Origin of the sequence: Curtobacterium sp. MCLR17_040, assembly GCF_003234735.1 — a bacterium.
Classification (GTDB): domain Bacteria; phylum Actinomycetota; class Actinomycetes; order Actinomycetales; family Microbacteriaceae; genus Curtobacterium; species Curtobacterium flaccumfaciens.
In genome coordinates this window covers 184,588-211,182 of sequence record NZ_QKTE01000002.1, presented here as the reverse complement: position 1 = coordinate 211,182, position 26,595 = coordinate 184,588, and the positions used below count along the sequence as shown (strand labels likewise).

Sequence of the window (26,595 nt, the reverse complement as noted above, 5' to 3'; positions counted from 1 at the left end):
CACCCGACCAGGCGCTGCGGCGACAGCCCGACTAGTCCTTCGCCTCCGAGTACGCCCCCACCACCCCGACCGACAGCGGGAACGTCACCGGGAAGTCCTGGAACAGCAGCCGTCCGGCATCGACCGCGGCCTCCCGGATCTGCTGCGCCACCCACTCGGCGTGCTCCGCCGGAGCGTGCACCACGATCTCGTCGTGCACGAAGAACACCAGGTGCGGCCCGTCCGTCACGGCTCCGGGGAAGCGCGCGATCAGCCGCGACCGCAGGGAACCCATCCACGCGAGTGCCCACTCGGCCGCGGTCCCCTGCACCACGAAGTTCCGGGTGAACCGTCCCCAGCTCCGGGCGCGGGACTCGACCGCACGCTGCATCGCCGGGGTCCCCTCGACCGTGTAGGCCTGGTTCCGGGCCTCGAACCACGAGTCCTCGGGCACCGGTGACGTCCGCCCGAGCAGCGTCGTCACGGGTTCGCCGCGCTCCCCCGCACGGGCCGCCCGTTCCACCATGTCGAGCGCCTGCGGGAACGCCCGGACCAGGCGTGGCACGAGCCGACCGCCCTCGCCCTGGGTCGCCCCGTACATCGCACCGAGCATCGCCACCTTGGCCTGCTGCCGGGTCTCGACCGCCCCCGACGCCACCACGCCGTCGTACAGGTCGCGCCCGTCGCCGGCCGCGGCCATCGCCCGGTCGCCGGACATCGCGGCGAGCACACGTGGCTCCAGCTGCGCGGCGTCCGCCACGACGAGCTTCCACCCGGGGTCGGCGATGACGGCCCCGCGGATGCCCTTCGGCAACTGCATCGCTCCCCCGCCGTCGGCCGCCCAACGACCGGTGACGACACCGCCGACGACGTACTTCGGGTGGAACCGGCCGTCGCGGATCCAGTCGTCGAGCCAGGTCCAGCCGTTGGCGGTGAGCAGTCGCGCCAGGCGCTTGTACTCGAGCAGCGGCTCGATGACGGGGTGCTCGATCTCCTGCAGCTCCCACTTCCGCGTGCTCGTGACCATCAGGCCTGCCCGGCGCAGCGACTTCAGGACGTCGGCGGGCGAGTCCGGGTTGAGACCGGGGTCGTCGAGGCGCTCGCGCACGACGGCGGCGATCTCCTCGAGACGTCGCGGCCGCACCCCGTAGGGCACGCGCGGCCCGAGGGCGTCCTCGAGCAGCCGCTCGTGCACGTCGGCACGCCACGGCAGCCCCGCGTGCAGCATCTCGGCCGCCACGAGCGCACCGGCCGACTCCGCGGTGAGCAGCAGGCGGAGGGCACCGGGAGCGCTCGACCCCGCCACCGCGGCGAGCTGGGAGCGGAACTCCGCCACCGGGTCGACCTCGTCGTCGGGCGCGGAGGCGGTGAACAGGGCGTCGTCGAAGAGCTGGGCCTGCGTCGGCCGGACCATGCGGGCTTCCGCGACCGGGGCGTCCAGGGCATCTGCCGGCGCAGCGGCGAGCGCGGATCCCCGTGCCGCGAGCGCGGCCCGCAGGACACGACGACCGAGGCGCAGGTCGACGCAGCGACCGACCCGCCCACCTGCAGCGAGCACGGCCGGGTACCAGCGCGCGGTGTCGTCCCACACCCAGCGCACGCCCGGTGCGTCGTGGGCCGCGACGAAGGCCGGGAGGCCCGGCTCGTCCAGGCGGATCGGCTCGCCCCCGGCGGTCCCCGCGTCGGTCAGGGGCGTCGCGAGGACGCCGCCGTCGACGCGGCGGAGGACGAGGTGCACGACACGATCATGCCGTGCCCCACCGACCCCGGCGGACCAGGGCCGGAACGGGTGTCACTCGCCGGGTCGGACCGCCGCGGTGTCGGCGACGTCGATGCGGACGTCGCCGTCCTCGGCACGGGAGACCTCGACCCGCGGATCGGCGTCGTGCTCGTCGGATCCGGACATGCGGCGGAACGTGTCCTGTCGGCGTTCCTCGAACGTCATGTCGACGCCGTCGTCGAGGTGGTCGTGGTCGGGCTTCGTCATGCCGTGCACGGTACGCGGCCGCGGCTGCGGGCGGTCACGCGACCGGTGCCGTGCCGGTCCGCTCGGTCCAGTGCCCACCGCTCGCCCACCGGTCGAGCACGGCCGCGCGCAACCGACCGGACGGCGCCGCGGACCGCGCGGTCGCCAGCGGCACCCCGAAGACGAACTTCGCGACGCTGGCGTCCCCCTCGGTCGCGTCGCGCTCGCCCGGCGGGACGAGACGGAAGCGCCGGGCGAAGCGCACGAGGTTGGCATCGGGACCGAGCGCGGCGGGCAGTCCCGGGTCGAGCATCCAGGAGCGGCACTGCCACCGATCGGCAGCGAGCTGCGGTGCGAGGCCGCGCAGGACCTCGGGTGCGCGGGCGAACGAGCGGTCGCAGGCCACCGGGTCGAGCGGCCCGGTCTCCGGCACGTGCACGCCCCAGGCCGGCGTGCCGTCCGCCAGGTGGTCGCCGAGTTCGAACTGGAGGCGCCCCACGGCCACCACGCGCCCGGTCACCACGGCGACGAGCCACTCCACCCCGGTGCCGTGCAGCCCGTAGCGTGCGAGCTTGCGGTCGACGTCGGCGACGGAGGCCTCGGCGAGCGCGCGCGGGAGGCCCCGCTCCGCGAGCGCGTCGGCGCTGTCCGGCACCGCGGCGCGGAGCGCCGCGACCAGCAGCGCGTCCCGCTCCGCGGGCCCGGCGTCGGCGACGGTGGCGGCCAGTGCAGCCGCCACCGTCGCCGAGTCGTCCGGTGACCCCACGGCGGCGGCGAGGACCGCGACGGACGCGGGGCGGGCCTCCAGGCCGGGGGTCGCGGTGGTCACTTCAGACCGGACGACGCGAGCCCGTCCATTACCCGACGCTGCAGCACGACGAACATGATGAGCACCGGCGCCATCGCCATCAGGCTGGCGGCCATCAGCACCGGGTAGTCGATCGTGCGGTCACTCGACAGCGTCGCGAGGCCGGCTGCGAGCGGCATGTCCTCGGCGCGGGTGGAGACCACGAGCGGCCAGAGCAGCTCGTTCCACGACCACAGCACGGTCGTGATCGCGAGCACGCTGATCGAGGGACGGGCCAGGGGCAGCATGATCCGCCAGAACGTCTGGAACGGGTTCGCACCGTCCATCCGCGCTGCCTCTTCGAGCTCGGGCGGCATGTTCAGGAACGCGGTCCGCATCAGGAACGTGCCGAAGGCGCTGAACAGCCCGGGTGCGACGATCCCCATCAGGGTGTCGAGCCAGCCGAGCCCCTGCACGATCTGGTACTGCGAGATCAGGTAGACCTGCGAGGGCACGAGCAGGATCGACAGCACGATCGCGAGCAGTGCCGCCCGGCCGCGGAACCGCATCCGGGCGAAGGCGTACCCGGCGAGCGTGCACAGGACGATCTGCGCGATCGTGCGGATGATCGTGACGTACACCGACGTGCCGAGCTGGCTGAGGAACGGCAGGCGTTCGAAGACCTGCGCGTAGTTCTGCCACTGCAGCTCCCCCGGCCAGAAGACCGGCGTGACGGACTGCACCTGCGCGTTCGTGGAGAGCGACATGATGATCTGCCAGAGGAACGGGAAGGCCATCGCGAACCCGCCGATGCCGAGCACGACGTGGATCCACCAGTGGCTGCCGCCGCGACGGCCGGGTCGGCGTGCGGCCCGAGGCGGTGTGACGGTGGCGGTCATCCCTGCACCCACTTCCGTTGGACGCGGAACTGCACGAGCGTGACGATGCCGATGAGCAGGAAGATCACCATCGCGATCGCGGCCGCGAAGCCCTTGTCGTTGTCGATGAACCCGGCGCTGTAGAAGTAGAAGACGAGCGACATCGTCTTCGGGATCACCGGGTTGGTGCTGCCGAGGATCGCGTACAGCAGGTCGAACAGCTGGAAGCTCGAGATCGTCGTGACGATCACCACGAAGAAGATGCTCGGGCTGAGCAACGGCACGGTCACCGACCGGAACTGCCGCCACCGGCTCGCGCCGTCGAGCTCCGCGGCCTCGTAGAGCTCCGGCGGGATGTCCTTGAGCCCGGCGCCGAGGATGATCATCGAGAACCCGAGGGACGACCAGAGGCCGACCAGGCTCACCGCGATCAGCGCGAAGCCGGGGGTCGAGATCCAGTACGGGCCGTCGATGCCGAAGTTCCCGAGGAACCAGTTCACGATGCCGTAGTCGCCGTTGTACATGATCCGCCAGACCAGGGCGATCGCCGCGGGCATGGCGACGTACGGCAGGAAGAAGAGCACCCGGTAGAACTGCGCGAACCGCAGCCCCGGGGTGTTCAGCAGGCTGGCGAGCCACACCGCGATCGGGATCCCGGCGAGGACGATCACGGTGTAGATCACCGTGTTGAGCAGCGACTGGTACAGCTGCGGGTCACCGACGAGTCGGACGTAGTTGGCGACGCCGGTGAACGTGGCACCGCCGAAGACGCCCCAGCTGGTGAACGAGTACCAGAACGTCTGGATGATCGGCCAGATGTAGAAGGTGCCGACGCCGACGAGCAACGGGAGCACGAAGAGCCACGGCCACCAGCCGTCGGTCCGTCGTGGCGCTCGGCCGCCGTCGGCTCGCGGAGCGGGGGCACCCCGCCCGGACGAACGTGTCGTCCGGGCGGGGGCGGCTGCGGCCGGGGGCCGCTCGGTGTTGATCGTCACGCGCGGGTCCTACTTTTCCTTGGCGAGGGCGGCGTCCATCTTCTGTGCGAGGTCCTCTGCCACCTGGTCGACGGGCTTCGATCCGTCGAAGGCACTCGGCAGCAGGGTGGTCTCGAGGGTGTTCCAGGCCGCAGTGTTCTTCGACACCGGCAGCGGCTTCGCGTAGTCCACCGCGTCGAGGAACACCTGCAGGTCGGCGTCGGGCATCGTCTTCGTGAAGGCGCTCTGCGTGCCCTCGTACGCCGGGATGACCGCGCCCATGTCGCCCTGCTGCTGCTGGGCCGTCTTGCCCGCGAGGTAGACCTGCAGCGCCTGGGCGGCTGCCTTGTCCTTGCTCGCCTCGGACACGACGTTCGAGACGCCGTGGATGACGGTCGCCTGCTCCTTGCCCTTGGGAAGCGGGTAGGCGACGACGTCCTTCTCCATCTCGGTGCCGGTCAGCGCGGAGCGGAACCAGCTGCCGCCCTGGTACATCGCGAGCTTGCCCGAGGTGAACCACTGGTCGGCCGTGGTGTCGGTGAGCTGCTTGATCGAGGGCGATGCCCCCGAGTCGATCAGGTCGGTCCAGAACTGTAGGCCGTCCTCGGAGGCCTTCGTGGCGTACTCCGACTCGGTGCCGCCCGCGTTCACGACCGATCCCCCGGCCTGCAGGATCGTGTTGTAGTACGTCGTCTGGCCGTCCATGCCGCCGGCCGCACCGTAGGCGCCCTTCGACTTGAGCTTCTCGGACAGCTCGGCGCCGGTCTGCTGGAAGTCGTCCCACGTCCAGTCCTTGGACGGCAGGTCCATGCCGGCCTGCTCGAACAACGACTTGTTGACCCAGACGCCGATGGTGTCGAAGTCCTTCGGCACGCCGTACTGGGTGTCGTCGTACGTGTACAGGTCGTTGAGTGCGCTCGAGTACTTCGACGCGTCGATGTCACCCGACTCGACCTCGCCGGTGATCGGCGCGAGCTTGCCGTTGGCCGCGTACAGCTGGAAGTTCGGGCCGTTCATCCAGAACAGGTCGGGCAGGGTGTTGCTCGAACCCTGGGTCTGCAGCTTCGTCCAGTAGTTGGCGAACGGCGTGACGTCGACGCTCACCTTGATGTCCGGGTACTCCTCGTTGAAGCCCTTCAGGTTGGCCTTGATGGCCTTGACCTGGTTCTCGTCCCAGACGGCGTAGGTCAGGGACGCCTTGGTGTCCTTCGGCGCGGCCTCGTAGTCGCCGCCGGAGCCGGACGCGCCGGACGACGAGGAGCAGCCGGCCAGGAGCGCTGCCGCGCCGAGTGCGGCGACGGCGCCGAGGAGGACGCGGCGCACGCCGGTTCCTCGGGTGGGGATGTGTGCGGTCATCGGGGTGTCCTTTCGCACGGCCGTCAGGAGCCGACGGTCTGGGCGGGATGCGGGGTGGAGGGGGTGGAGTGCGGGGCGTTCGACGTGAAGTGCGCGATGGTCTCGGCCGGCAGGGGCGGGACGTCGATGGGGACGGACCCGTTGCGGAGCGAGCGCGTGGCCAGCGCGCCGGCGGCGACCGCGGCACGGGCCGCGATCGGGGACAGCTCCGACGGTTCGTCGAACGCGACGGACCGCAGGAACTCGGTCATGGTGAGCAGGTCGGCGTCGGCGTGCCCGTCCTCGACGCCGTCGATCGGGTACTCGCGGTCCCCCGCGGTGTCCCAGCCCCGGCGGTGCGTCCAGACCTTCACGACGCCACCACCGGTGTCGCCGATGTTCTCGAGGCGTCCCTCGGTGCCGATGACGGTGTAGTTCCGCCAGTAGTCCGGGGTGAAGTGGCACTGCTCGTAGCTGGCCTGCACCCCGTTGTCGAGCGTCATCATCACCATCGAGACGTCCTCGACGTCGACGACGGGGTTCAGCCCGGTCTGGGCGAGCGGCGGCCAGTTGTCGTGGGAGAACCAGTCCCCCATGAGCTCGCCGCTGCGGTCGCGCCGGTCGGTGACGTCACCGTAGACCGACAGCGAACCCATCCCGACGACCCGGGCGGTGTCGCCCCCGCCGAGCGCGTGGATGACGTCGAGGTCGTGGCTCGCCTTCTGCAGGAGCAGGGAGTTCACCTTGCTGCGGTCGGCGTGCCAGTCCTTGAAGTAGTAGTCACCGCCGTTGCCGACGAAGTGCCGGCACCAGACGGCCTTGACCTGACCGATCTCGCCGCGGTCGACGATCTCGCGCATCAGGCGGACGACGGCGGCGTGCCGGAAGTTGTGCCCGACGTACAGCGGCGTCCCGGTCTCCGCCGCGGTGTTCAGGACGGCGTCGGCGTCCTCGACCGTGATGGCCAGCGGCTTCTCGAGGTAGACGGCGATGCCCGCGCGGAGCAGGTCGATCGCGATCTCGGCGTGGGTCCAGTCCGGCGTGGTGACGATGGCCGCGTCGACGTGACCGGTGAGGTCACGGTGGTGTTCCACCACCAGGGCGTCCGGGTACTCGTCGTGCCCGCGGTCCCGGCCGGCCGCGGTCACGTCCGCGACGGCCACGACCCGGGCCTGCAGCGACGGGTCGTCCGCGGTTGCCTCGGCCACGTGGCGGGCGATGGCGGACCGCTGGCCCATCCCGATCACCGCGACGCGGAGTCCTGCGTTTTCAGCGCCCATGCTCATCGCTCCCTTGCGTGAATGTGACGCCCATGATGCCGAATCGATCATGAATGCACAATAGGCGCTCACGGATCGCTCACGCATCCGTGCCGGGGAGGGTTTTACACGATCGAAACGTCCGGACCGTTCCGGGGTGGCCGCAGGGGGTGCTCAGTCGGCGACGACGAGCTCCACGCCGGCGCTGGCCAGGTCAGCAGCGAACGAGGCAGGCACCGGCTGGTCGGTGACCAGGACGTCGATGCGGTCGAGCGGGCAGATCCGGGCGAAGGTCGACCGTTCGATCTTGGTCGAGTCGGCGACCACGACGACGCGTCGTCCGACCGAGGCGAAGTGGCGGCTGACCTCGGCCTCGCCCTCGTGCATGGTGGTCGCGCCGTACTGGCCGGTGAGACCGTCGACGCCGAGCACCACGAGGTCGAGGGCGAACTCGTCGAGGGTGTCCCGGACGAGCGGCCCGACGAGCTCGTAGGACTGCCGCCGCGCCACACCACCGGTGACCACGATCTTCACGTTGGCGCGGACGGACAGCTCGTACCCGACGTTCAGCGCGTTCGTCACGATCGTGATGCCGAACTCGCCGTCGGCGCGGATGAACCGCTCGCTCTTGCCGAGTTCACGCGCGACCTCGGTCGTGGTCGTCCCGCCGTTGAGGCCGACGGTCTCCCCCGGCTGCACCAGCCGGGCGGCCGCGCGGGCGATCGCCGTCTTGGCCTCGGCCTGCCGGGCGATCTTGTACTGCAGCGGGAGCTCGTACCCGGCCCCGAGTGCTGCCGCGCCCCCGTGGGTGCGCGTGACGAGCCGCTGGTCGGCGAGGGTCGCGAGGTCCCGGCGGGCCGTCGCGGCGGAGATCCCGAGCAGCTCCCCGATCTCGGCGATCGACACGTTGCCGCGTTCGCTCACCAGTTCGAGCAGGGCGTTCAGCCGCTGTTGGGGGGTCATGACGGTCATCCTACGGCGTCACCACCGTCCCCCGGTGATCGGAAATGACGTTTTCCCCTTCCCTTGCGCACGATCGCTCGCTACGCTTCCTGATCATCGATCACCCGGATCGACCCGGACCCGGAAGGCTCCCATGACCGACACCTTCGTGAGCGCTGAACTGGCCTCGCAGCCGGAGACCTGGCGTGCAGCCGCCGCGCTCCTGCCGACCTTCGCCGACGCGCTCCCCCAGCCGGGCGAACGCGTGGCCGTGATCGGCTGCGGCACGAGCTGGTTCATCGCCATGAGCTACGCCGTCGCCCGTGAGCAGGCGGGCCTCGGCGTGACCGATGCCTTCGCCGGGTCCGAGTACCCCGCGTCCCGCGAGTACGACCGCGTGCTCATGATCAGCCGCTCGGGCACCACGACCGAGATCGTCGACCTGCTGCAGGCCCTGCCGTCCCAGCGGACCGTCCTGATCACGGCCGTCGCCGACAGCCCCGCCGCGGCCGTCGCCGACCAGGTGGTCGCCCTGCCCTTCGCCGACGAGCGCTCGGTCGTCCAGACCCGCTTCGCCACCACGACGCTCGCACTGCTGCGGGCGTCCATCGGTGACGACGTCGACGCGCTCGCCGCCCAGGCCGAGACCGCGCTGACGGTGCCCATCGACGACCTGCTCGACGCCGAGCAGGTCTCGTTCGTCGGTCGTGGGGCCGCCGTCGGCCTGACGTTCGAAGCCGCGCTCAAGACGCGTGAGGCCGCGCAGTTCTGGGCTGAGTCCTACCCGGCGATGGACTACCGGCACGGTCCCATCGCGATCGCCCAGCCCGGCCGGCTCGTCTGGTCGCTCGGCACGGCACCCGAGGGCCTGGCCGACGAGGTCGCCGCCACCGGCGCCCGCTTCGTCCAGCACGACCTCGACCCGATCGCCGGGCTCGTCGTGGTGCACCGGTTCGCCGTCGCCCTGGCCGAGGGACGCGGGCTCGACCCGGACAACCCCCGGTCGCTCACCCGGTCGGTCATCCTCACCTGATGGGTGGCGCAGGCGCGGTGCTCGGGGTCGACGTCGGCGGCACGGGCATCAAGACCCGGCTGACGACGGCCGACGGACTCGTCCTCGACGAGACCCGGGTACCGACGCCGCGCGACGACCCGGGCGCCGAGCGCCTCGCCGCCGTCGTCGCCGAACTGGCCGCACAGGCCACGCGACGGGCGCCGCTCGGAGCCATCGGGGTGGTGACCCCCGGCGTCGTCGACGAGACCCGCGGCACCGTGGACCTGTCCGTCAACCTCGGGTGGCGTGACGTCCCGGTACGTGACCTCGTCCGTGCCGAGCTCCTGCGGCAGGGGATCGACGTGCCGCTCGCCTTCGGCCACGACGTCCGCGCCGGCGCCCTGGCCGAGGTCCGGGCCGGTGACCCGGCGCTCTCGCGGGGGTCGGTCTCGTTCGTGCCGGTCGGCACCGGGCTCGCGAGCGCGCTGGTGGTCGACGGCGTCGTCGTGTCCGGCGGTGGCTGGGCGGGGGAGATCGGGCAGGTCCGCATCCAGACCGGTCCGCACGCGGGCCACCGCGTCGAGGAGATCGCGTCCGCCGGGGGAGTCGCACGTCGTTCCGGGGCACCCTCCGCGCACGCCGCCATGCTCCTGGTCCGCCAGGGCGACCCCGCTGCCCGTGCGGTCTGGGACGACTGCGTCGCGGTCCTGGCCGACGCACTCGCCTGGACGACCGCGGTCGCCGGGGTCCACACCATCATCGTCGGCGGGGGACTCGCCGAGTCGGGGCCGCTGCTGCTCGACCCGCTGCGCGACGCCGTCACGGAGCGCCTGCAGGGCGTCCGTGTCCCCGTCGTCGTCCCCGCCCGGCACGGCGACGCAGCCGGCGCCATCGGAGCGGGGATCCTCGCACGCGCGCTGCTCGAGACCGAGACCGGGGTCCTGCTGTGACCACCCTCGTCCGGGCCCATCGCATCGTCACGGCCCAGGCGGACCTGCACGACGGCTGGCTCGTCATCGGTGACGACGACACCGTGCTGGCGACCGGCACCGGGTCCCCGATGCGCACGGACACCGCCGTCACCGTCGACGGCGCAGTCGTGCCCGGGTTCGTCGACCTGCACGCCCACGGCGCGCTCGGGCACGACTTCGCCGGGTGCTCCGCCGAGGACGCCCGTGCCGCCGCTGGGCACCACCGGTCACGGGGCACGACCACCCTGGTCGGGTCCATCGCCACGGGCGAGCGCGCGGACACCGTGGCGGCCCTCACCCGGCTCCGGCCGCTCGTCGCCGACGGCACGCTCGCCGGACTGCACCTGGAGGGGCCGTGGCTCGCGCCGGCCCGTCGCGGGGCGCACCGCGTCGACCTGCTGCACGCCCCGGACCCCGCCGAGGTCGACGCCTACTGCGACGCCGCGGGTGGCGGCCTGCGGATCGTCACGCTCGCGCCGGAGCTGCCGGGTGCACTCGACGCCGTCGCCCGCTTCGTCGACGACGGGGTCGTCGTCGCCATCGGCCACACCGACGCCACCGCCGAGCAGACCCGCCGCGCGGTCGACGCCGGAGCCTCGCTCATCACCCACCTGTTCAACGGGATGCCCCCGCTGCATCACCGCGCACCCGGGCCGGTCGGGGTCGCGCTCTCCGACGACCGTGTGCTGCTCGAGTGCATCGTCGACGGCCACCACCTCGACCCGGTCGCCGTCGACATCGTCCAGCGCAGCGCTCCGGGCCGGATGGTCCTGGTCTCCGACGCCATGGCGGCGACGGGCTGCCCCGACGGGGCGTACACGGTGGCCGGATCGGCGGTGACCGTCCGCGACGGGCTCGCCGTGCTCGCCGACGGTTCGTCGCTGGCGGGCAGCACGATCACGGTCGCCGACGCCGTCCGCCGCCTGCTCGACGCGGGGATCGACCTGCCCGAGATCGTCGCGGCGTCCGCGGGGCGTGCGGCACGCCTGCTCGGGGCCCCGGCACCGCTCAGCGTGGGCGCCCCCGCCGACCTGGTCGTGCTCGACCCGGAGCGCGGCAGCGTCCGAACCCTGCCGACGGCGGTGGTCGCGTGATCCTCGTCGTCACCCCGAACCCGGCCGTCGACGTGACCTACCGGGTCGCCGAACAGCGCATCGGCGAGACCCAGCGCGTGCTCGAGGTCCAGCGGCGCCCCGGCGGCAAGGGCTTGAACGTCGGACGGGTCCTCGCAGCCACCGGTGTCCCGACCCACGCCGTGCTGCCCCTCGGCGGCGACGGCGGGCGCTGGATCACCCATGCCCTCGACGACCTCGGGCTCGTCCACACCGACGTCGCTGTCCGTGGCGAGACCCGCACGACCGTGACGGTGGTGGACGACCTCGCGCACCCGACGATGTTCGGCGAGCCCGGCCCGGTGCTCAGCCCCGACGAGTGGGACACGGTCACCGCCGCGGTCGAGACACTGCTCGACAGCGATGTCGGCCGTACTGGCGGTGCCGCCGATGCCGCCGGTGCCCCGCCCGCAGCCGCCCTGGTCGTGTCGGGCTCGCTGCCCCGCGACACCGACCCCGCGGTCGTCGCCCGCTGGGTCACCGCCGCCCGCCGCCGCGGTGTGCTCTCCGTGGTCGACTGCTCGGGCACCGCGCTGCTGGCTGCCGCCTCGGCCGGGGCGACGGTCTGCAAGCCCAACCGCGAGGAACTGCTCGAGGCCACGGGCACCGACGACGAGCGCTCGGGGGCACTCCGGCTCCTCGGACTCGGCGCGACGGTCGTCGTGGTCTCTCGCGGCTCCGACGGCATCGCCGCCCACACCGCCGAGCACGTGCTCGAGGTGCCGGCGGTCCGCGGAGTCTCGGGCAACCCGACCGGCGCCGGGGACGCAGCCACCGCCGGGCTCGTCAGTGTGCTCGTCGATGTCCTCGTCGGTGCTGGTCTCCCCGGGCCTGACGGCAGCGTCCCGGCCCCCGACGACGCCACCCTGTTCCGAGCCCTGCGGTCCGCCGCCGCACACGGTGCCGCGGCCGTCCTCCAGCCGGTGGCCGGCGTGGTCGACCCGGCAGACGTCCAACGATTCCTGTCCACCCCGCCTGCTCCCGCCCACGACCGAACGAGGACCCCCGCATGATCACCGACCTCGCCCTCCCCGGCCTGCTCGACACCGCCCGGACGGCACGCCGCGGGGTCGGCGCGTTCAACGTGGTGCTGCTGGAGCACGCCGAGGCGATCGTCTCCGGCGCCGAGCTGGCCGGGCTGCCGGTGATCCTGCAGATCAGCGAGAACTGCGTCCGGTACCACGGCGGCCTCGCACCGATCACGACCGCGACCCAGGCGGTCGCACGGGCCGCCGACGTCGAGGTCCTCGTGCACCTCGACCACATCGAGGACCCGGAGCTGGTGGCGGCCGGCGTCGACCTGGGCGTCGACTCGGTCATGTACGACGGTTCACACCTGGACTTCGCCGCCAACGTGGCAGCGACCCGCGAGCTCGCCGCGCGGTGTCACGCCGCGGGGGTCGCGATCGAGGCCGAGCTCGGCGAGGTCGGCGGCAAGGACGGCGTGCACGCGCCCGGCGTCCGCACCGACCCGACCGACGCCGCCGCGTTCGTGGCCGACACCGGGGTCGATGCCCTGGCGGTCGCGGTGGGGACCTCGCACGCGATGCAGACCCGCGAGGCGTCGGTGGACCGTGACCTGGTCGAGCGCCTCCGTGCCGCGGTGCCGGTGCCGCTCGTGCTGCACGGGTCCTCGGGCCTGTCCGACGACGAACTCCGTGGCGCTGTACACGCGGGGATGACGAAGATCAACATCTCGACGCACCTGAACGGCCTGTTCACCCGTGCGCTCCGCACCGTGCTCGACGAGCGGCCAGACGTCGTCGACCCGCGCAAGTACGTGTCGGCGGGCCGGGACGCCATCGCCACCGAGACGGCACGGCTGCTGACGCTCCTGCACGCCTGACGCGCGAGCGGGCGCAAACGGGCGCGAGCTGGCGCTCAGCAGAGCGGGACGTTCACCGCCAGCCCGCCCATCGCGGTCTCCTTGTACTTCGACGACATGTCCGCCCCGGTCTGCCGCATCGTCTCGACGACCTGGTCGAGCGACACGTGGTGCACCCCGTCCCCGCGCAGGGCCATCCGGGCGGCGTTGATCGCCTTGTTCGCCGCGATCGCGTTCCGCTCGATGCACGGGATCTGCACCAGGCCGCCGATCGGGTCGCAGGTCAGCCCGAGGTTGTGCTCCATCGCGATCTCGGCGGCGTTCTCGACCTGCTCCGGCGTGCCCCCGAGGACCTCGGCGAGCCCTGCAGCCGCCATCGACGCCGCCGAACCGACCTCGCCCTGACAGCCGACCTCGGCACCGGAGATCGACGCCCGTTCCTTGTAGATCGACCCGATCGCCCCGGCGGTGAGCAGGAACCGCACGACGGCGTCGTCCCGTTCAGCGGCAGAGGCGTCGGCGACCGTGGGCACGTAGGTGAGCGCGTAGTACAGGACCGCGGGGATGATGCCGGCTGCGCCGTTCGTCGGGGCAGTGACGACGCGGCCTCCGGTGGCGTTCTCCTCGTTGACCGCCATGGCGACGAGGTTCACCCACTCCATCGCGAACAGCGGGTCGTGGTCGGGGTCCTCGCGGGTGAGCTGCTCGTGCCAGGTGGCGGCGCGACGACGGACGTCGAGTCCCCCGGGCAGGCACCCGCCCCGGCGGACGGATCGGTCGACGCACGACTCCATCACGCCGTGGATCCCGAGCAACCCCGAGCGGATCTCGGCGTCCGTCCGGGTGACGGCCTCGTTCGCCAGGGCGACGCCGCTGATCGGCAGGCCGGAACCGGCACACGCGGCGAGCAGCTCCGCGCCGCTCGAGAACGGGTACGGCACGGCGTCGTCGACCGGGATCGCGGCACCGGCGACGGCAGCGGATGCGTCGGCCGCGGACTCCGCCGCCTCGTCCCGTGCGATGAACCCACCACCGATCGAGTAGTAGGTCTCGTCCGCCAGGTCGGCACCGGCGGCGTCACGGGCGCGCAGCCGCATGGCGTTCGGGTGCCGGGGCAGCATCGTCAGGGGGTGCAGGACGATGTCGGCGAGGCGGAACGGCACGCTCGCACCGCCGTCGAGCCGCAGGACACCGTCGCGTTCCAGGGCGTCGAGCGCGAGGACCATGGCATCGGGGTCGACGGTCTCCGGGTGCGACCCCATGAGCCCGGCGACGACGGCACCGAGCGTGCCGTGGCCCTGTCCGGTCGACGCGAGGGACCCGTACAGGTCGACCACCACGGACGCGACGGGCAGGCCACGGACGAGGGTGGCGAACTCGGCACCGGCCCGCATCGGGCCGACGGTGTGCGAGCTCGAGGGGCCGACACCGACGCTGAACAGATCGAAGACGGAGACCGGCACGCCGCCACACTAACCCGTCCGGACGGACCGGTGCTCAGCGCCGCCGACCACCCTCGGGCGGCATCACGAACCACAGCACGACGTACGCGATCCACAGCGGCCCGGGGAAGAAGCTCAGGATGACCCAGACCACCCGGACCAGGGTGCGGGACAGGTTGAAGCGATCGGCGAGACCGGCGCAGACGCCGGCCAGCAGACGACCGTTGCGGGGACGGGAGAGTGTGCTCATACCGACGACGCTACGCAACGCCGCCGGTCGAGCGCATCCGGGACGCACCCCGAGCGTGGTGGGGGAAACCCCCGGACCGGCCCTGAGCAGCCCCGGGGTCAGGGGATGAGGACGATCTTGCCGCGGGTGTGGCCCTGCTCGAGCTCCTCGAAGGCGTCCTGCACGCGGTCGAGCGGGTAGGTCGCGGCGATCGGCACCTCGATGGCGCCGTTCGCGACCTCGAGGGCGAGCGCCCCGAGGATCTCCGGGTCGGCGGTGTCCGCGCTGCCCGAGGCCTTCGCTCCGACCTCGGCGGCCTCGTCGAACGCGATGATCGTCTCGATGCGGTCGACCGGCACCCCGAGGGCGATGCCGAGCCGGACGTACTCGGCGCCGTGGGTGTCGATCACGGCGTCGACGCCGTTCGTCGCGAGTTCGGTGATGCGCTCCTGCAGCCCGTCGCCGTAGGCGACCGGCCGTGCACGCTTGGAACGGAGCCACTCGTGGTTCGCCTCGGAGGCGACGGCGATGACGTCGATGCCCTCGTTCGCGAGCAGCTGGGTGACGAAGCCACCGACCCCGCCGGCGGCGCCGGACACGACGACGGTCTCGCCCGGACGCGGGTCGACCGCACGCACGGCTGCGGCCGCGGTGGTCGCGATGACGTCGAGGCCACCCGCCACGGTCCAGTCGAGCAGGCGTGGCTTCTGGACGACCTGGACGGCCGGCACGGAGACGTACTCGGCCTGGCTGGCGCGGTCCCACGACCAGCCGATGACCTCCTCGCCCTCGTCGACGCCGTCCACCTCGGCCCCGACGGCCACCACGATGCCGGCGAAGTCGGTGCCCTGCCCGGACGGCAGGTCGCCGCCGAACGCACCCTGGCGGATGGCCGACTCACCGGGGTTGATGCCTGCGGCGCGGACGCGGACGAGCACCCGCCCGGGCGTCACCTCGGGAACGGGCACCTCGGCGACGTGCAGGACAGATCGGTCACCCCACTCGTCGAAGCGGACAGCGCGCATGGTCTCCGGGATCTCAGTCATCGGCACCGACGCTACCCCGGAGCGCGGCACGCGGTCTGCGTGGACCGCTCCATCCCTGCGAGGACGCGAAAGCGAGAGGGTGCGAGACTGGGGGCATGCCCATCCTGAACAAGGACATGCAGGTCTGCATGTCGCTGGCCGCGCGACCGAGCAACATCGGCACCCGGTTCCACAACTACCTGTACGACGAGCTCGGCCTCAACTTCCTGTACAAGGCGTTCACCACGACCGACCTGCCCGGCGCCGTCGCCGGCATCCGTGCGCTCGGGATCCGCGGTTGCTCGGTGTCGATGCCCTTCAAGGAGGCGATCATCCCGCTGGTCGACCACATCGAGGACTCCGCCGCCGCGATCCAGTCGGTCAACACGGTCGTGAACGACGACGGCGCGCTCACCGCGTCGAACACCGACTACGAGGCGATCGCCGCACTGCTCGGGTCCCACCAGGTCGACCCGGCTTCGCGGGTGCTGCTCCGCGGCTCGGGTGGCATGGCCAAGGCCGTCACGGCGGCGTTCCGCGGCGCCGGCTTCGACCGGTTGACGGTCGTCGCCCGCAACGAGCAGACCGGCCCGGCCCTGGCGTCGCAGTACGGCTACGAGTGGGTCGCCGACGAGCGCGAGGCGGGGGAGACCGACCTGGTCGTCAACGTCACCCCGCTCGGCATGCGCGGCGACCAGCAGGACGCACTCGCCTTCGCGCCGGAACGGATCGAGGCGGCGCACACCGTCTTCGACGTGGTCGCGTTCCCGTCGGAGACCCCGCTCGTGCGGGCGGGCCGGGACGCCGGCAAGCACGTCATCACCGGCGCCGAGGTCATCGCCCTGCAGGCGGCCCGTCAGTTCGAGCGGTACACGGGCGTCGCCCTGACCGACGACCAGGTGGCGCGGGCCAGCGAGTTCTCGCGCGCCGAGTAGTCGACGCACCCACAGGGCGGACGGGAGGCCGTGGCGGCGCCGCCACGGGCCTCCCGTCCGTTCGTGGGGACGTCTCAGGCGTTCGCCGCGCGCCCGACGGCCACCCACTCGAGGCGGCGGAGCGTCTCGCGGTTGCGGATCCAGATGAGCGGCTGCATGAGGAAGTCGGGCACGTACGAACCCGGCCCGGCCACCGCGTTCTCGGTGATCGTGACCTTGCAGCCGTGCCGGTGCGGTTCGACGGTCAGCTCGACGCGGGCCTCGCCGATGGGCCAGCCCTTCGGCTGGATGACCATGCGGTGCGGCGGCTCCCACACCAGCGACGTCGTGACGTCGTTGATGACGATCGGCCACGCGCCGAACGAGTGGTGCAGGTGGGTACCGACCTGCGGCCAACCGGACTCCTCCTTGCGCATGCGCGAGGCCCCGACCACCCAGGTCGTGTAGAGCCACCCGTCGCCGAGCACGTCGAAGACGGCTTCGGGACGGCAGTGCAGGATGCGGACGTTCTTCGCCATGGTGATCAGCCTTCCGGGGTGAGGTCGACGTCGTCCGGCAGGCCGAAGGTGTGCCGGAGTGCGCTCTTCGCCGCGTGCCATCCGGCCATGCCGTGCACGCCGGGGCCGGGCGCGGAGGACTCGGAGCACAGGTACATGCCGCCGCCCATCCGCCACGGGTCGCTGGACAGGACGGGGCGCTTGACGAGCTGCCAGAAGCTCGCGGCACCGGCGGCGATGTCGCCACCGACGTAGTTCGGGTTGTACTCGCCCATCTGCACGGCCGTGCGGGAGCTCGACGACAGGATCGTGTCGCGGAACCCCGGCGCGAACCGCTCGATCTGGCGGGTGACGGCCTCGGTCGGGTCGACGTCCGACCCCGCGGGGACGTGCGCGTAGGCCCAGAAGACGTGCTTGCCCTTCGGGGCGCGGGTCGGGTCCACCACGGTCGGCTCCGCACCGAGCACGTACGGGCGCTCGGCGTGCTGGCCGTGCGCCACGGCACGTTCGGCGGCCGCGATCTCCTGGCGGGTCCCGCCGATGTGCACGGTCCCGGCCTTCCGCAGCGACTCGTTGGTCCACGGCACCGGGTCGGACAGCGCGAAGTCGACCTTCGCCGCCGCGTTGCCGAACCGGAAGCGCCGCAGTGCACCGTGCTTCGGGGTCGGGATCTGCTTGCCCGCGATCCGGAGCATGCCCGGCACGCTGGTGTCGAACAGCACCGCCTTCGCCGGGGTGAGGTCACCGAGCGATCGGACCTCCTGCCCGGTGACGATGCGGCCGCCGTGCGCGACGAGGTCGGCGGCGAGCGCGTCGACGATCGCCTGGCTGCCGCCGATCGGCACCGGCCAGCCGCGGGCGTGCGCGTACGAGCCGAGCGACAGGGCCGCCGCCGCGGTGGACAGGGACGGCAGGTGCTGGATCGAGTGCGCGGCGACGCCGGACACCATCGCCGGGGCGGCCTCGCCGCGGAAGCGCAGGTTCCACGCGGCGGTGCCCTGCTCGAGCGCCCGCAGACCGAAGCGCAGGACCGTCAGGGGGTGCCGCGGCACGTGCAGCAGCGCGTCGGTCGCGAAGTCGGCGACCTGGTCGGCGTTCTCCGCCAGCGGGGCCATCAGCTGCTTGAAGGCCGGCCCGTCCACCCCGAGCTCGGCGGCGGTGCGGTCGAGGTCCTGGTAGGCGATGCCGGCGCGGCCGCCGTCGAGCGGGTGGCCGTACTGCACCTCGGGCAGGCGGAGCTCGATGCGCTCCTCCATCCGGAACAGCCGGAAGAACTCGGACTGCAGGGCCATCGGGTGCACGGCGGAGCAGACGTCGTGCAGGAAGCCGGGCAGGGTGAGCTCGGCCGTCCGGGCGCCGCCGCCGATCGTGTCGTTCCGTTCGACGACCTCGACCGACAGTCCGGCGCGTGCGAGCGTCACCGCTGCCGCGAGCCCGTTCGGTCCCGCTCCGACGACCACCGCATCAACCATGCACCGAGCCTAGGGACTCGTGACTGCGTGTGGTGTCGGTCAGGTGCGCGAGGTGTCGGGATCAGCCGGGTCCGACTCGTCCTGGTCACCGTCGGCGTCGTCGGGCTCGTCGGCGTCGACCGGGGTCGATCCGACGGGGTGCTCAGCGAGCAACTCGGCGAAGTCCTCGTCGAGCATCTGCTGCAGCCGGTCGTCACGGCCGATCTCGTAGTCGTCCGCCGGGCGCTGCGCCCAACCGAGGCGTCCGACGACGGTGGTGCCGATGTCGTCCCAGGCGCGGGCCCGCGCGGCGAGCACGATGCCGTCGACGAAGTGCTGGTCGTCGCGCCGCTTGTCGAGCATGGTGGCGAGCTGCTCGTACGTGGCCTCGCGCATCCGGAGCTTCAGGTCGTCGCCCCGCCGGTAGTCGTGCTGGTGGCGGGAACGGCCCTTCTGCTTGCTCGAGGTGGAGCGGATCTCCCGCATGCGTGCGGCGTCGCCCCGCTGTTCCTCGGCCATGCGGTGGAGTTCCTCGCGCGTGGCCTCGGCGATGAGCGCGTGGTCGAAGTACCCCTGGTCACGCAGGGCATTCGTGATGATGCGGTTGGCCACCGCGATGGTGACCGCGGCCTTCGCGATGAGGAAGCCCTCGTCGACCGCCCGCTTCAGTTCGACCTGGCTGATGGGTCGATCGCGCACGTCGGGGTTGCGTCGTCCGAACAAGGCCATGCTCCGACGATACCGGCGACCGGTGTCGGTCGGCCTGCACGACGGCGACGGGCGTCAGAGCAGCAGGCCGTACACCGCGACGTCGACACGCTCGGGCCCGAGGGGCAGCGCCCCGCGCAGGGTGCCCTCGTGCGCGAAGCCGAGCCGCTCGGCGAGCCCCCGGCTCCGCGCGTTGTCGACCGCCGTCCGGATCTCCATCCGTGCGCACCCGCGCGCCCGGGCGACCCCGATCAACACGGTGGCCGCCCGCCGGACGACACCACGGCCCTCCTGTCCGGCGTCCACCCAGTAGCCGAGCGATGCCTGGCTCAGGTACGGGTCGAACGTCAGCGAAGCCACCCCGACGATGCGGTCGTCCGCCCGGATGACGCAGGGCAGCGCGCGGTCCATCGCGAACTGGCCGAGCAGGCGCTCCGTGTGCAGGGCGATGGCCTCGCGGGTCTGGGGGTCCCAGGCCCAGGGCTCGGCGGCGCGCAGACGGTCGGTGTTGGCGTGCACGAGTGCGAGCACCTGGTCGACCGTCGTCAGGTCGCGCAGCGTCAGCGTGTAGCCGTCACCGAGGTCGCGTCCGAACGTCGTCACCGTTCCGACACTAGGCAGCCCTGCCTGTCACTCGTACCGGAGCGCCTCGATCGGGTTCTGCCGTGCGGCTCGTCGTGCCGGCAGGGTGCCCGCCAGGAACGCGATGAACATCACGACGAGGATGATCGTGGCGACCGACCCCGGCGCGAACTGCATGATCTGCAGCCCCGGCAGGTCCTTGAGGAGCGTGCCCGCCAGGACGTTCGAGATCCCGGTGCCGAGCAGGATCGCGACCCCGGCGCCGATGGCGCTGCCGAGGAACCCGATGAACACCGCCTCGAGCGAGAACAGCGTGTAGACCTTGCCGCCACCCATGCCCATCGCCTTCATCAGGCCGATCTCGCGGGTGCGCTCCTGCACGCTCATGAGCAGGGTGTTGATGATGCCGAAGCCCGCGGCGACGAGCGCGATCACGGCGAAGGCGTTCAGGACCCCGACGATGCCGCTGATGACGGTCTGGAACTGGCCGAGCTGGTCCTGGATGGTCTGGCCGAGGAACCCGTCGTCGGCCAGGGACTTCTTGACCGTGGTCACGGAGGCGTCGGCGTCGAGCGTCGCGGTGGCGCTGGCGTAGGACGTCGCGATCGAGTCGGGCTTGCCGATCTCCTGCGCGGCCTGCATGGCGTCGGTCAGTGCGGCGTTCGCCCCGGCACCGCTGCCGAACAGCGACTCGTTCTGCACCCCGACGACGGTGGCGGTGAGCGTGTGCTCCTTGCCCTGGTAGTCGTCGACGGCGATCGTGAGCTCCTTGCCGACGGCGGCCGAGGCGCTGCCGAGACCCATGTTCTTCAGGTAGTCGGTCGGCAGCATCACCTGGTTGGCGTCGGTCTCGTCGTCGAGCTGCTTGCCGCTCGCCAGGTCGGCGTCGAGCTCGCCGGCGTTGGCCGTGAGCGACACGACGTACTTGCCCTGGTCGCCGTACTCGGCGTACTTCGGTGCGAGGGCGATCGCCGGACGGAGGCTCTTGATGCCGTCCGTCTTCTCGATCGCGTCGACGTCGGACTGCGACAGGTACGAGAACGACGCGGGGCCGCGGTCGACGCTCTGACCGGACGCCTCGGGGTCGTACTTCGCCGGGCCGCTGTCGGTCGAGGTGCTGTCGACCGCCTTCGTGATGGTCAGCGAACCGGTGTCGCCGATCGAGGAGACCTGGCTGTCGATGTAGTTGCTGACGCCCGTGCCGATAGCCGAGGTGAGCGTGATCGTGAAGGCGCCGATGAAGATCGCGATGACGGTCAGGGTCGTGCGCAGCTTCGAGCGGAAGGTGTTCGAGACCGCGGTGCGCAGGAGGTCGAGGAAGTTCATGCGGAGTGCCTTCCGTGCGTGGCAGACGCGTCGACCGCGTCGTCGGGTCCGCCGACGATCAGGCCGTCGCGGACGTTGACGCTGCGGTCGCAGCGCGCGGCGAGCTCTTCGTCGTGCGTGACCACGACGAGCGTGATCCCCCGCTCGCGCTGCAGCCCGAACAGCATGTCCTCGACCACCTGTCCGGTGTTCGTGTCGAGGTTGCCGGTGGGCTCGTCGGCGAAGATCACGCTCGGCTCACCGACCAGCGCCCGGGCGATGACCACGCGCTGCTTCTGGCCGCCGGACAGGTCGTTGGCGTCGTTCTTGGCCTTGTCGGCCAGCCCGAGGGCGTCGAGCGCCGCCATGCCCCGGCGCTTCCGCTCGGCTCCGGAGACGCCGGCGATCTTGAGCGGGAGCACGACGTTGTCGAGCACCGAGGTCTTCGGCGTCAGGAAGAACTGCTGGAACACGAACCCGAAGGTGCTGTTCCGGGTGCGGTTGACCTGGCGGGCACCGAGCGTCGCCGCGTCGGTGCCGTCGAGCAGCACCTGTCCGGCCGACGGCTTGTCGAGCAGTGCGAGCAGGTGCATCAGCGTCGACTTGCCGGAGCCGGACTTGCCGACGATCGCCAGGCTCTCGCCCTGGTGCACCGCCAGCGACACCCCCTTGAGCGCGTCGAACCGCGTCGCGCCGCGGCCGTAGGTCCTGGCGAGGTCACGGGCCTCGAGCACGGGAGTGGTCATGGGTTCACCGTAGTGTCCGATGCACGACTGCAAGTTTGCGTTTGCTGTAGATCATGTGACGTTCCGGTTACAGTCGGGCCATGCCCGACTCCGCGACGCCGTCAGAACTCGGTCTCCGTGACCGCAAGCGCATCGAGACCCGCAACCGCATCGCCGAGGCGGCTCGGTCCCTGGCCCTCGAGCAGGGCGTCGACGGCACCACGATCGAGCAGATCGCCGCGCGGGCCGACGTCTCCCCGCGCACGTTCTTCAACTACTTCGAGAGCAAGGAGGACGCGGTCCTCGGGCACACCGAGCTCGACCTCGAACCCGCCACCCTCGATGCGCACCTGGCCGCCGTCGCGGGCCAGCCGGCGGCGCAGGCCGTCGTGGACCTGGCGTTCCTGGTGTTCGGGTCGTCGTTCGGCGACGAGCACGAGCGGCTCGAGCGCAAGGCCGTCATCGTGCGGTTCCCGCAGCTGATGCGTCGGCAGGTCACGCGGATGACCACGGTCGCCGAGGCGATGACCGGCGCGGTGCGCACGATCCTCGAGCGCGACCCGGCCTGGGGCCCCGAGGCCGCGACCCCGCAGGCGGCGGAGATGCTGCTCGGCATGTGCATGACGGGCCTCCGCAGTGCCGCTCGGCACGAGGGTTCCGACCCGGAGCAGGTGCGGGCGGCGGTGGTCGCGTCGATCCGCGACACGGCTGCGCGCATCGCCGCGGCCTGAGACGCGACCACGAACGCAGGGGAGGCGCGGTGCCGGCTGGCACCGCGCCTCCCGTCCGTCGGTGCGCGCGTCGAGAACGGTCAGGGCTTCGTGATGAAGCCCTCCTTCACCATCCAGTCGAAGGCGACGTCCGCCGGCTCACGCCCCTCGACGTCGACCTGACGGTTCAGCTCCTGCAGCACGGCGTCCGTGAGCTTCGGCGAGATCTGGTCGTAGATCCCCTCGAGCTGCGGGTACTCCTTGAGCGTCTTCGAGTCGATGACGGGCGCGACGTTGTACGCCGGGAAGAACCCCTTGTCGTCATCGAGCACCGTCAGCCCGAGCGACTTGATGCGGCCGTCGGTGGTGAAGACCTCACCGAAGTTGCACTTGCCGCGGTCGGTGGCCGTGTAGACCGTGCCGGTGTCGAGGATGCTCACGTTGCTGCTCGGCACCCCGTTCGACCCCGAACCGCCGAGCTCCAGACCGTACTTCTTGAGCATCGGCTTGAAGCCGTCGGCACGGGAGTTGAACTCCGACTCGACACAGAACGTGCGCTGGTCGACCGGTAGCTTGGTGATGTCGGAGAGCGTCTTGACGTCCCCGAGCTCCTTGACGGCCTCGTTGCGGACGGCGAAGGCATACGTGTTGTTCATCGGCGCCGGCTTGAGCCAGGTCAGTCCGTTGCCGGCGTCCTCCTTCTTGACCGCCGTCCACTGCTCGGTCTTGTCCGGGATCCCCTTCGTGTGACCCATGAAGGTCAGCCAAGCGGTACCGGTGTACTCGTACGTGAAGTCGGCCGCGTGCGAGGTCATCAGCTCACGGACCGCGACGCTGCCGGGCACGTTCGTCTCGTCGGTGACGTCGAACCCGGCGGCCTTGGCGGCGAGCACGGCGATCTTGCCGAGCACGAGCTGCTCGGTGAAGTTCTTCGACGTCACGGTGATGTGGGCGCCGGCCGGCAGGTCGTCGATGCGCTGGATGGAGCCGGCGCCGGCCTCGGGCACGAACGACGTCGCGGGCTGCAGGCCGCACCCGGTCAGGACGAGGGCGGTGGCACCGGCGACGAACGCGGCGGCTCCGACCCGGGTGCGGGTGCTGCGGGTGCGGCGGGTCATCGGAGTCCCTTCGGTCGTGCGACCGTCTCGACCACGCGGCCGAGCCAGTCGATGGAGAGGGCGAGCAGGGCGACGAGCAGGGCCCCCGAGACGAGCACCTTCGGCAGGAACAGCGTCACGCCCGTCGTGATGAGCAGACCGAGTCCGCCCGCACCGACGAAGGTCGCCAGGCTCGCCGTGCCGACGAGCAGCACGAGGGCGGTCCGGATGCCCGAGAGCATCACGGGCACCGCGAGCGGCAGTTCGACGCGCATCAGCACGCTGAAGGCGCTCATGCCCATGCCGCGACCGGCCTCGACCAGGCGGTCGTCGACGCTCTGCACGCCGATCATGGTGTTCCGGAGCACCGGCAGGATCGCGTAGAGCACGAGCGCGATGACGGCGGACGAGCTGTTCAGGCCGAGCCAGGCGGCGAGCAGCACGATGAGACCGACGGCCGGGGCCGCCTGCCCGAAGTTCGCGACGGCGAGCACGTACGGGCTCGCCCGGCGCAGCGGCCCGCGGGTGAGCACGACGCCCAGCGGGATGCCGATCACGAGCACCAGGACCGTCGACTGCAGGGTCAGCACGAGGTGCTGGCCGGTCAGGGCCAGGATGTCCGCCGGGTTGAGCGTCGTGCGCTCCGTCGGGGTCAGGTCCGCCGTCGCGAGCCACACCGCGAAGCCGGCCAGGACGACCAGGATCGCGATCGGCTGGAACAACAGGCCCTTCCACGAGGTGCTCGCACCGGTGGCGGGGCCGGCAGTGGCGACTGCGCTCACAGGTCTTCTCCGGTGGGCATGGCCGACACCGGTGACGACGGCATGGTCTCGATCGGGTTCGTGTTCGTTCCGACCGGCGTGTAGGCCTGGTCTCCGGCGGCGGTCGCGCGGGAGCGGGTGATCGCCTCCATCACGGTCTCGACGGTGATGACGCCGCGGAACGCGTCACGACGACCGGTGACGAGTGCGGCTCCGGCGCTCGAGACGAGCATGGTGTCGAGCGCGTCGTTGAGGGTCGCGGCCTCGCCCACGACGGGCAGGCCGGGCTCGACGCCGTCGGGGATGCGGTCGAGGCGCTCGAGCTGGCGGCGCGACGGCCACCCGATCGGGCGCTGGCGGTGGTCGACGACGACGGCGTGCTGGTGCCCGCCGGCCTCGTTCATCCGCTGCAGCACGGCCTTGACCTCTTCGCCGGGCGAGCAGGTCACGGCCGACTCGACCTCGACGTCGCGCACGCGGTTCAGCGTGAGCTGCTTCAGGCCGGCACCGGAACCGATGAAGTTCTCGACGAACTCGTTCGCGGGCTCCGCCAGGATCCGCTCCGGGGTGTCGTACTGCACGATGTGCGCACCCTCGGTGAAGATGACGATCCAGTCGCCGAGCTTCACGGCCTCGTCGAAGTCGTGCGTGACGATGACGATCGTCTTGTGCAGTTCCTCCTGGATGCGCAGGAGCTCGTCCTGCAGGCGCTGGCGGGTGATCGGGTCGACCGCACCGAACGGCTCGTCCATGAGCAGGACGGGCGGATCCGCCGCGAGCGCACGGGCCACGCCGACGCGCTGCTGCTGGCCACCGGAGAGTTCGCGGGGGAACCGGTCGCGGTAGGTGTCGGGGTCGAGCGAGACCAGGTCGAGCAGCTCGTCGACACGCGCCGCGATCTTCTCCTTCGACCAGCCGAGCATCTTCGGCACGATCGCGATGTTCGCCGCGACCGTCATGTGCGGGAAGAGCCCGCCGGCCTGGATCACGTAACCCATGCGGCGGCGGAGCTCGTCGCCGTCGATACCGGTGACGTCGTCGTCGCCGACGACGATCCGGCCCTGGGTGGGCTCGATCAGGCGGTTGATCATCTTGAGGGTCGTCGTCTTGCCGCAGCCGGACGGGCCGACGAGCATGACGATCTTGCCGGCCGGGATCTCGAGCGTGATGCCGTCGACGGCGGGCTTCGACTGCCCGGGGTACCGCTTGGTGACCTCGTCGAGCAGGATGCTGCGCCCGGTGACGTCCCCGTCGGGCGCGGTGGTGGTGGCGGAGTCAGTGCTGGACACGGATACCTCTCGAGATGGTCAGGCGGCCGAGGCCGATGAGGAGCAGGTCGAGGACCAGGGCGAGCAGGACGACGCCGACCACCCCGACCACGACGGAGAACAGGGCGTTGGCGCCGCCGAGGCGGGACAGCCCGGAGAAGATGAAGCCGCCGAGCCCGGGGCCGAGCGCGTACGCGGCGATGGCGGCGATGCCCATCACCATCTGCGCGGCAACGCGGACACCGCTCAGGATGATCGGCCACGCCATCGGCAGCTCGACCTGCAGCAGGGTGCGGAACCGGCTCATGCCGATGCCGCGAGCCGACTCGACGACGGCAGGCGGGATCTCGGCGAGACCGACGACCGCGTTGCGCAGGATCGGCAGCGCGGCGAAGAAGACGACCGTCACGACCGACGGCAGGACGCCGAAGCCGAGCGGGACGATGAGCAGGCCGATGACGGCGAACGACGGCAGGGTGAGGCCGATGGCCGACACCCCGTTCGCGAACGCGGTCAGGCGCGGGCTGCGGTAGACGAGTGTGGCGAGCACCACGGCGATCACCGTGGCGAGGACGACGCACTGGACGACCAGTGAGAAGTGCTGCCACGATGCGAACCAGATCTGGTTCCATCGCTCCACGACGTACTGGAACACGGGTGGGCGCTCCCCTTCCGGTCGGCTGAACTGCCCACAGATCGGGGCACGAGCTCGGCCAAAGCTACGCAGCAGCTGGACCGGTTGTACAACGCAACCCCGCCGAGACGACGGTTTCCCTTGCGGTTGCGAGGATGACAACCCCTGATCAGCAGGGGTTTACCAGGGCGAGCCTGGGAGAAC

The 26,595-nt window shown here is 71.5% G+C and carries 28 protein-coding genes; 7 read left to right on the top strand and 21 right to left on the bottom strand.

Translation table 11 applies throughout. The features are described from left to right. Positions 1-31: 31 nt before the first annotated feature. From DEJ01_RS03020 to DEJ01_RS02985, 8 genes are all read right to left on the bottom strand, one after another. On the bottom strand, positions 32-1,717 hold the full coding sequence (locus tag DEJ01_RS03020; protein ID WP_111053678.1) for a bifunctional 3'-5' exonuclease/DNA polymerase: 1,686 nt from the start codon (positions 1,715-1,717) through the stop codon (positions 32-34). Between the two features lie 54 nt (positions 1,718-1,771). Beyond that, positions 1,772-1,966 carry a hypothetical protein gene (locus tag DEJ01_RS03015; protein ID WP_017887924.1) on the bottom strand — a complete coding sequence of 65 codons (195 nt, stop codon included), beginning with the start codon at positions 1,964-1,966 and terminating at the stop codon, positions 1,772-1,774. A 34-nt stretch (positions 1,967-2,000) separates the two neighbouring features. After that, the gene (locus DEJ01_RS03010) at positions 2,001-2,774 is read right to left on the bottom strand and encodes a hypothetical protein (protein WP_111092178.1); all 774 of its coding nucleotides are present in this window, start codon (positions 2,772-2,774) and stop codon (positions 2,001-2,003) included. Further along, positions 2,771-3,631 (bottom strand): carbohydrate ABC transporter permease, encoded by an 861-nt coding sequence (locus DEJ01_RS03005; RefSeq protein WP_071406230.1) that lies wholly within the window; start codon positions 3,629-3,631, stop codon positions 2,771-2,773. Before DEJ01_RS03005 ends, DEJ01_RS03010 begins: the two co-directional genes overlap by 4 nt. After that, positions 3,628-4,605 carry a carbohydrate ABC transporter permease gene (locus DEJ01_RS03000; protein WP_111028912.1) on the bottom strand — a complete coding sequence of 326 codons (978 nt, stop codon included), beginning with the start codon at positions 4,603-4,605 and terminating at the stop codon, positions 3,628-3,630. The genes DEJ01_RS03005 and DEJ01_RS03000 overlap by 4 nt, the downstream gene beginning before the upstream one ends. 9 nt (positions 4,606-4,614) lie before the next feature. After that, a complete protein-coding gene (locus DEJ01_RS02995) occupies positions 4,615-5,940 on the bottom strand; it encodes a sugar ABC transporter substrate-binding protein (protein WP_111092177.1) in 1,326 nt (441 codons plus the stop codon). Between the two features lie 23 nt (positions 5,941-5,963). Next, positions 5,964-7,205, bottom strand: a complete 1,242-nt coding sequence (locus DEJ01_RS02990) for a Gfo/Idh/MocA family protein (protein ID WP_111092176.1) — start codon at positions 7,203-7,205, stop codon at positions 5,964-5,966. A 147-nt stretch (positions 7,206-7,352) separates the two neighbouring features. After that, positions 7,353-8,141 (bottom strand): DeoR/GlpR family DNA-binding transcription regulator, encoded by a 789-nt coding sequence (locus DEJ01_RS02985; RefSeq protein WP_027466817.1) that lies wholly within the window; start codon positions 8,139-8,141, stop codon positions 7,353-7,355. Between the two features lie 133 nt (positions 8,142-8,274). Between DEJ01_RS02985 and DEJ01_RS02980 the strand changes: the two genes are divergently transcribed. From DEJ01_RS02980 to DEJ01_RS02960, 5 genes are read left to right on the top strand one after another with little or no spacing between them, the layout of a single operon-like run. Then, positions 8,275-9,153: an SIS domain-containing protein gene (locus tag DEJ01_RS02980; RefSeq protein WP_071406232.1), complete on the top strand. Its 879-nt coding sequence runs from the start codon at positions 8,275-8,277 to the stop codon at positions 9,151-9,153. Next, positions 9,153-10,064 (top strand): ROK family protein, encoded by a 912-nt coding sequence (locus DEJ01_RS02975; RefSeq protein ID WP_111092175.1) that lies wholly within the window; start codon positions 9,153-9,155, stop codon positions 10,062-10,064. The genes DEJ01_RS02980 and DEJ01_RS02975 overlap by 1 nt, the downstream gene beginning before the upstream one ends. Further along, positions 10,061-11,179 (top strand): N-acetylglucosamine-6-phosphate deacetylase, encoded by a 1,119-nt coding sequence (gene nagA, locus DEJ01_RS02970; protein ID WP_111092174.1) that lies wholly within the window; start codon positions 10,061-10,063, stop codon positions 11,177-11,179. The genes DEJ01_RS02975 and nagA overlap by 4 nt, the downstream gene beginning before the upstream one ends. Continuing rightward, positions 11,176-12,210 carry a 1-phosphofructokinase family hexose kinase gene (locus tag DEJ01_RS02965; RefSeq protein WP_111092173.1) on the top strand — a complete coding sequence of 345 codons (1,035 nt, stop codon included), beginning with the start codon at positions 11,176-11,178 and terminating at the stop codon, positions 12,208-12,210. Before nagA ends, DEJ01_RS02965 begins: the two co-directional genes overlap by 4 nt. Then, positions 12,207-13,043: a class II fructose-bisphosphate aldolase gene (locus DEJ01_RS02960; protein WP_111092172.1), complete on the top strand. Its 837-nt coding sequence runs from the start codon at positions 12,207-12,209 to the stop codon at positions 13,041-13,043. Before DEJ01_RS02965 ends, DEJ01_RS02960 begins: the two co-directional genes overlap by 4 nt. A gap of 35 nt (positions 13,044-13,078) precedes the next feature. Here the strand turns inward: DEJ01_RS02960 and DEJ01_RS02955 are convergent, their stop codons facing one another. The 3 genes from DEJ01_RS02955 to DEJ01_RS02945 all read right to left on the bottom strand — a co-directional run bounded on the left by DEJ01_RS02955 (position 13,079) and on the right by DEJ01_RS02945 (position 15,739). Then, positions 13,079-14,485, bottom strand: coding sequence for an L-serine ammonia-lyase (locus DEJ01_RS02955; RefSeq protein WP_111092171.1), 1,407 nt, complete (start codon positions 14,483-14,485; stop codon positions 13,079-13,081). Positions 14,486-14,519: 34 nt separating this feature from the next. Continuing rightward, positions 14,520-14,714: a PspC domain-containing protein gene (locus DEJ01_RS02950; RefSeq protein ID WP_027466823.1), complete on the bottom strand. Its 195-nt coding sequence runs from the start codon at positions 14,712-14,714 to the stop codon at positions 14,520-14,522. A gap of 98 nt (positions 14,715-14,812) precedes the next feature. After that, the gene (locus DEJ01_RS02945; RefSeq protein WP_258375628.1) at positions 14,813-15,739 is read right to left on the bottom strand and encodes an NADP-dependent oxidoreductase; all 927 of its coding nucleotides are present in this window, start codon (positions 15,737-15,739) and stop codon (positions 14,813-14,815) included. Positions 15,740-15,834: 95 nt separating this feature from the next. On the opposite strand from DEJ01_RS02945, the gene DEJ01_RS02940 reads away from it, so the two are divergent. Next, positions 15,835-16,653, top strand: a complete 819-nt coding sequence (locus tag DEJ01_RS02940) for a shikimate 5-dehydrogenase (protein WP_111092170.1) — start codon at positions 15,835-15,837, stop codon at positions 16,651-16,653. Between the two features lie 74 nt (positions 16,654-16,727). Here the strand turns inward: DEJ01_RS02940 and DEJ01_RS02935 are convergent, their stop codons facing one another. The 6 genes from DEJ01_RS02935 to DEJ01_RS02910 are packed head-to-tail and all read right to left on the bottom strand — an operon-like array spanning position 16,728 to position 21,942. Next, complete coding sequence (locus tag DEJ01_RS02935) at positions 16,728-17,171, bottom strand: SRPBCC family protein (RefSeq protein ID WP_110859412.1); 444 nt, start codon at positions 17,169-17,171, stop codon at positions 16,728-16,730. A gap of 5 nt (positions 17,172-17,176) precedes the next feature. After that, positions 17,177-18,622 (bottom strand): NAD(P)/FAD-dependent oxidoreductase, encoded by a 1,446-nt coding sequence (locus DEJ01_RS02930; protein ID WP_111092169.1) that lies wholly within the window; start codon positions 18,620-18,622, stop codon positions 17,177-17,179. 39 nt (positions 18,623-18,661) lie between these two features. Further along, on the bottom strand, positions 18,662-19,330 hold the full coding sequence (locus DEJ01_RS02925; protein ID WP_027466829.1) for a hypothetical protein: 669 nt from the start codon (positions 19,328-19,330) through the stop codon (positions 18,662-18,664). A 54-nt stretch (positions 19,331-19,384) separates the two neighbouring features. Next, positions 19,385-19,912, bottom strand: coding sequence for a GNAT family N-acetyltransferase (locus DEJ01_RS02920; protein WP_181438342.1), 528 nt, complete (start codon positions 19,910-19,912; stop codon positions 19,385-19,387). 27 nt (positions 19,913-19,939) lie between these two features. Next, complete coding sequence (locus DEJ01_RS02915; RefSeq protein ID WP_111092167.1) at positions 19,940-21,217, bottom strand: ABC transporter permease; 1,278 nt, start codon at positions 21,215-21,217, stop codon at positions 19,940-19,942. After that, positions 21,214-21,942, bottom strand: coding sequence for an ABC transporter ATP-binding protein (locus DEJ01_RS02910; protein WP_031260145.1), 729 nt, complete (start codon positions 21,940-21,942; stop codon positions 21,214-21,216). Before DEJ01_RS02910 ends, DEJ01_RS02915 begins: the two co-directional genes overlap by 4 nt. A gap of 80 nt (positions 21,943-22,022) precedes the next feature. Between DEJ01_RS02910 and DEJ01_RS18290 the strand changes: the two genes are divergently transcribed. Beyond that, positions 22,023-22,652, top strand: coding sequence for a TetR/AcrR family transcriptional regulator (locus tag DEJ01_RS18290; protein WP_146247545.1), 630 nt, complete (start codon positions 22,023-22,025; stop codon positions 22,650-22,652). Between the two features lie 80 nt (positions 22,653-22,732). Here the strand turns inward: DEJ01_RS18290 and DEJ01_RS02900 are convergent, their stop codons facing one another. From DEJ01_RS02900 to DEJ01_RS02885, 4 genes are read right to left on the bottom strand one after another with little or no spacing between them, the layout of a single operon-like run. Next, positions 22,733-23,749 carry a glycine betaine ABC transporter substrate-binding protein gene (locus DEJ01_RS02900; protein ID WP_111092166.1) on the bottom strand — a complete coding sequence of 339 codons (1,017 nt, stop codon included), beginning with the start codon at positions 23,747-23,749 and terminating at the stop codon, positions 22,733-22,735. Then, a complete protein-coding gene (locus DEJ01_RS02895) occupies positions 23,746-24,510 on the bottom strand; it encodes an ABC transporter permease (RefSeq protein ID WP_111092165.1) in 765 nt (254 codons plus the stop codon). The genes DEJ01_RS02900 and DEJ01_RS02895 overlap by 4 nt, the downstream gene beginning before the upstream one ends. Continuing rightward, the gene (locus tag DEJ01_RS02890) at positions 24,507-25,778 is read right to left on the bottom strand and encodes an ABC transporter ATP-binding protein (protein WP_017887899.1); all 1,272 of its coding nucleotides are present in this window, start codon (positions 25,776-25,778) and stop codon (positions 24,507-24,509) included. The genes DEJ01_RS02895 and DEJ01_RS02890 overlap by 4 nt, the downstream gene beginning before the upstream one ends. Then, positions 25,765-26,412: an ABC transporter permease gene (locus DEJ01_RS02885; protein WP_071245638.1), complete on the bottom strand. Its 648-nt coding sequence runs from the start codon at positions 26,410-26,412 to the stop codon at positions 25,765-25,767. The genes DEJ01_RS02890 and DEJ01_RS02885 overlap by 14 nt, the downstream gene beginning before the upstream one ends. Positions 26,413-26,595 lie beyond the last annotated feature (183 nt).

What these genes read in the sequence shown, in the direction of transcription:
- DEJ01_RS02950 (WP_027466823.1), bottom strand. Translation starts at nt 14,714, where the DNA reads ATGAGCACACTCTCCCGTCCCCGCAACGGTCGTCTGCTGGCCGGCGTC.
- DEJ01_RS18290 (WP_146247545.1), top strand. Translation starts at nt 22,023, where the DNA reads ATGCCCGACTCCGCGACGCCGTCAGAACTCGGTCTCCGTGACCGCAAG.
- DEJ01_RS02930 (WP_111092169.1), bottom strand. Translation starts at nt 18,622, where the DNA reads ATGGTTGATGCGGTGGTCGTCGGAGCGGGACCGAACGGGCTCGCGGCA.
- DEJ01_RS02990 (WP_111092176.1), bottom strand. Translation starts at nt 7,205, where the DNA reads ATGAGCATGGGCGCTGAAAACGCAGGACTCCGCGTCGCGGTGATCGGG.
- DEJ01_RS03015 (WP_017887924.1), bottom strand. Translation starts at nt 1,966, where the DNA reads ATGACGAAGCCCGACCACGACCACCTCGACGACGGCGTCGACATGACG.
- DEJ01_RS02985 (WP_027466817.1), bottom strand. Translation starts at nt 8,141, where the DNA reads ATGACCCCCCAACAGCGGCTGAACGCCCTGCTCGAACTGGTGAGCGAA.
- DEJ01_RS02960 (WP_111092172.1), top strand. Translation starts at nt 12,207, where the DNA reads ATGATCACCGACCTCGCCCTCCCCGGCCTGCTCGACACCGCCCGGACG.
- DEJ01_RS02945 (WP_258375628.1), bottom strand. Translation starts at nt 15,739, where the DNA reads ATGACTGAGATCCCGGAGACCATGCGCGCTGTCCGCTTCGACGAGTGG.
- DEJ01_RS03005 (WP_071406230.1), bottom strand. Translation starts at nt 3,631, where the DNA reads ATGACCGCCACCGTCACACCGCCTCGGGCCGCACGCCGACCCGGCCGT.
- DEJ01_RS02995 (WP_111092177.1), bottom strand. Translation starts at nt 5,940, where the DNA reads ATGACCGCACACATCCCCACCCGAGGAACCGGCGTGCGCCGCGTCCTC.
- DEJ01_RS02910 (WP_031260145.1), bottom strand. Translation starts at nt 21,942, where the DNA reads ATGACCACTCCCGTGCTCGAGGCCCGTGACCTCGCCAGGACCTACGGC.
- DEJ01_RS02900 (WP_111092166.1), bottom strand. Translation starts at nt 23,749, where the DNA reads ATGACCCGCCGCACCCGCAGCACCCGCACCCGGGTCGGAGCCGCCGCG.
- DEJ01_RS02925 (WP_027466829.1), bottom strand. Translation starts at nt 19,330, where the DNA reads ATGGCCTTGTTCGGACGACGCAACCCCGACGTGCGCGATCGACCCATC.
- DEJ01_RS02975 (WP_111092175.1), top strand. Translation starts at nt 9,153, where the DNA reads ATGGGTGGCGCAGGCGCGGTGCTCGGGGTCGACGTCGGCGGCACGGGC.
- DEJ01_RS02980 (WP_071406232.1), top strand. Translation starts at nt 8,275, where the DNA reads ATGACCGACACCTTCGTGAGCGCTGAACTGGCCTCGCAGCCGGAGACC.
- DEJ01_RS02935 (WP_110859412.1), bottom strand. Translation starts at nt 17,171, where the DNA reads ATGGCGAAGAACGTCCGCATCCTGCACTGCCGTCCCGAAGCCGTCTTC.
- DEJ01_RS02940 (WP_111092170.1), top strand. Translation starts at nt 15,835, where the DNA reads ATGCCCATCCTGAACAAGGACATGCAGGTCTGCATGTCGCTGGCCGCG.
- DEJ01_RS02915 (WP_111092167.1), bottom strand. Translation starts at nt 21,217, where the DNA reads ATGAACTTCCTCGACCTCCTGCGCACCGCGGTCTCGAACACCTTCCGC.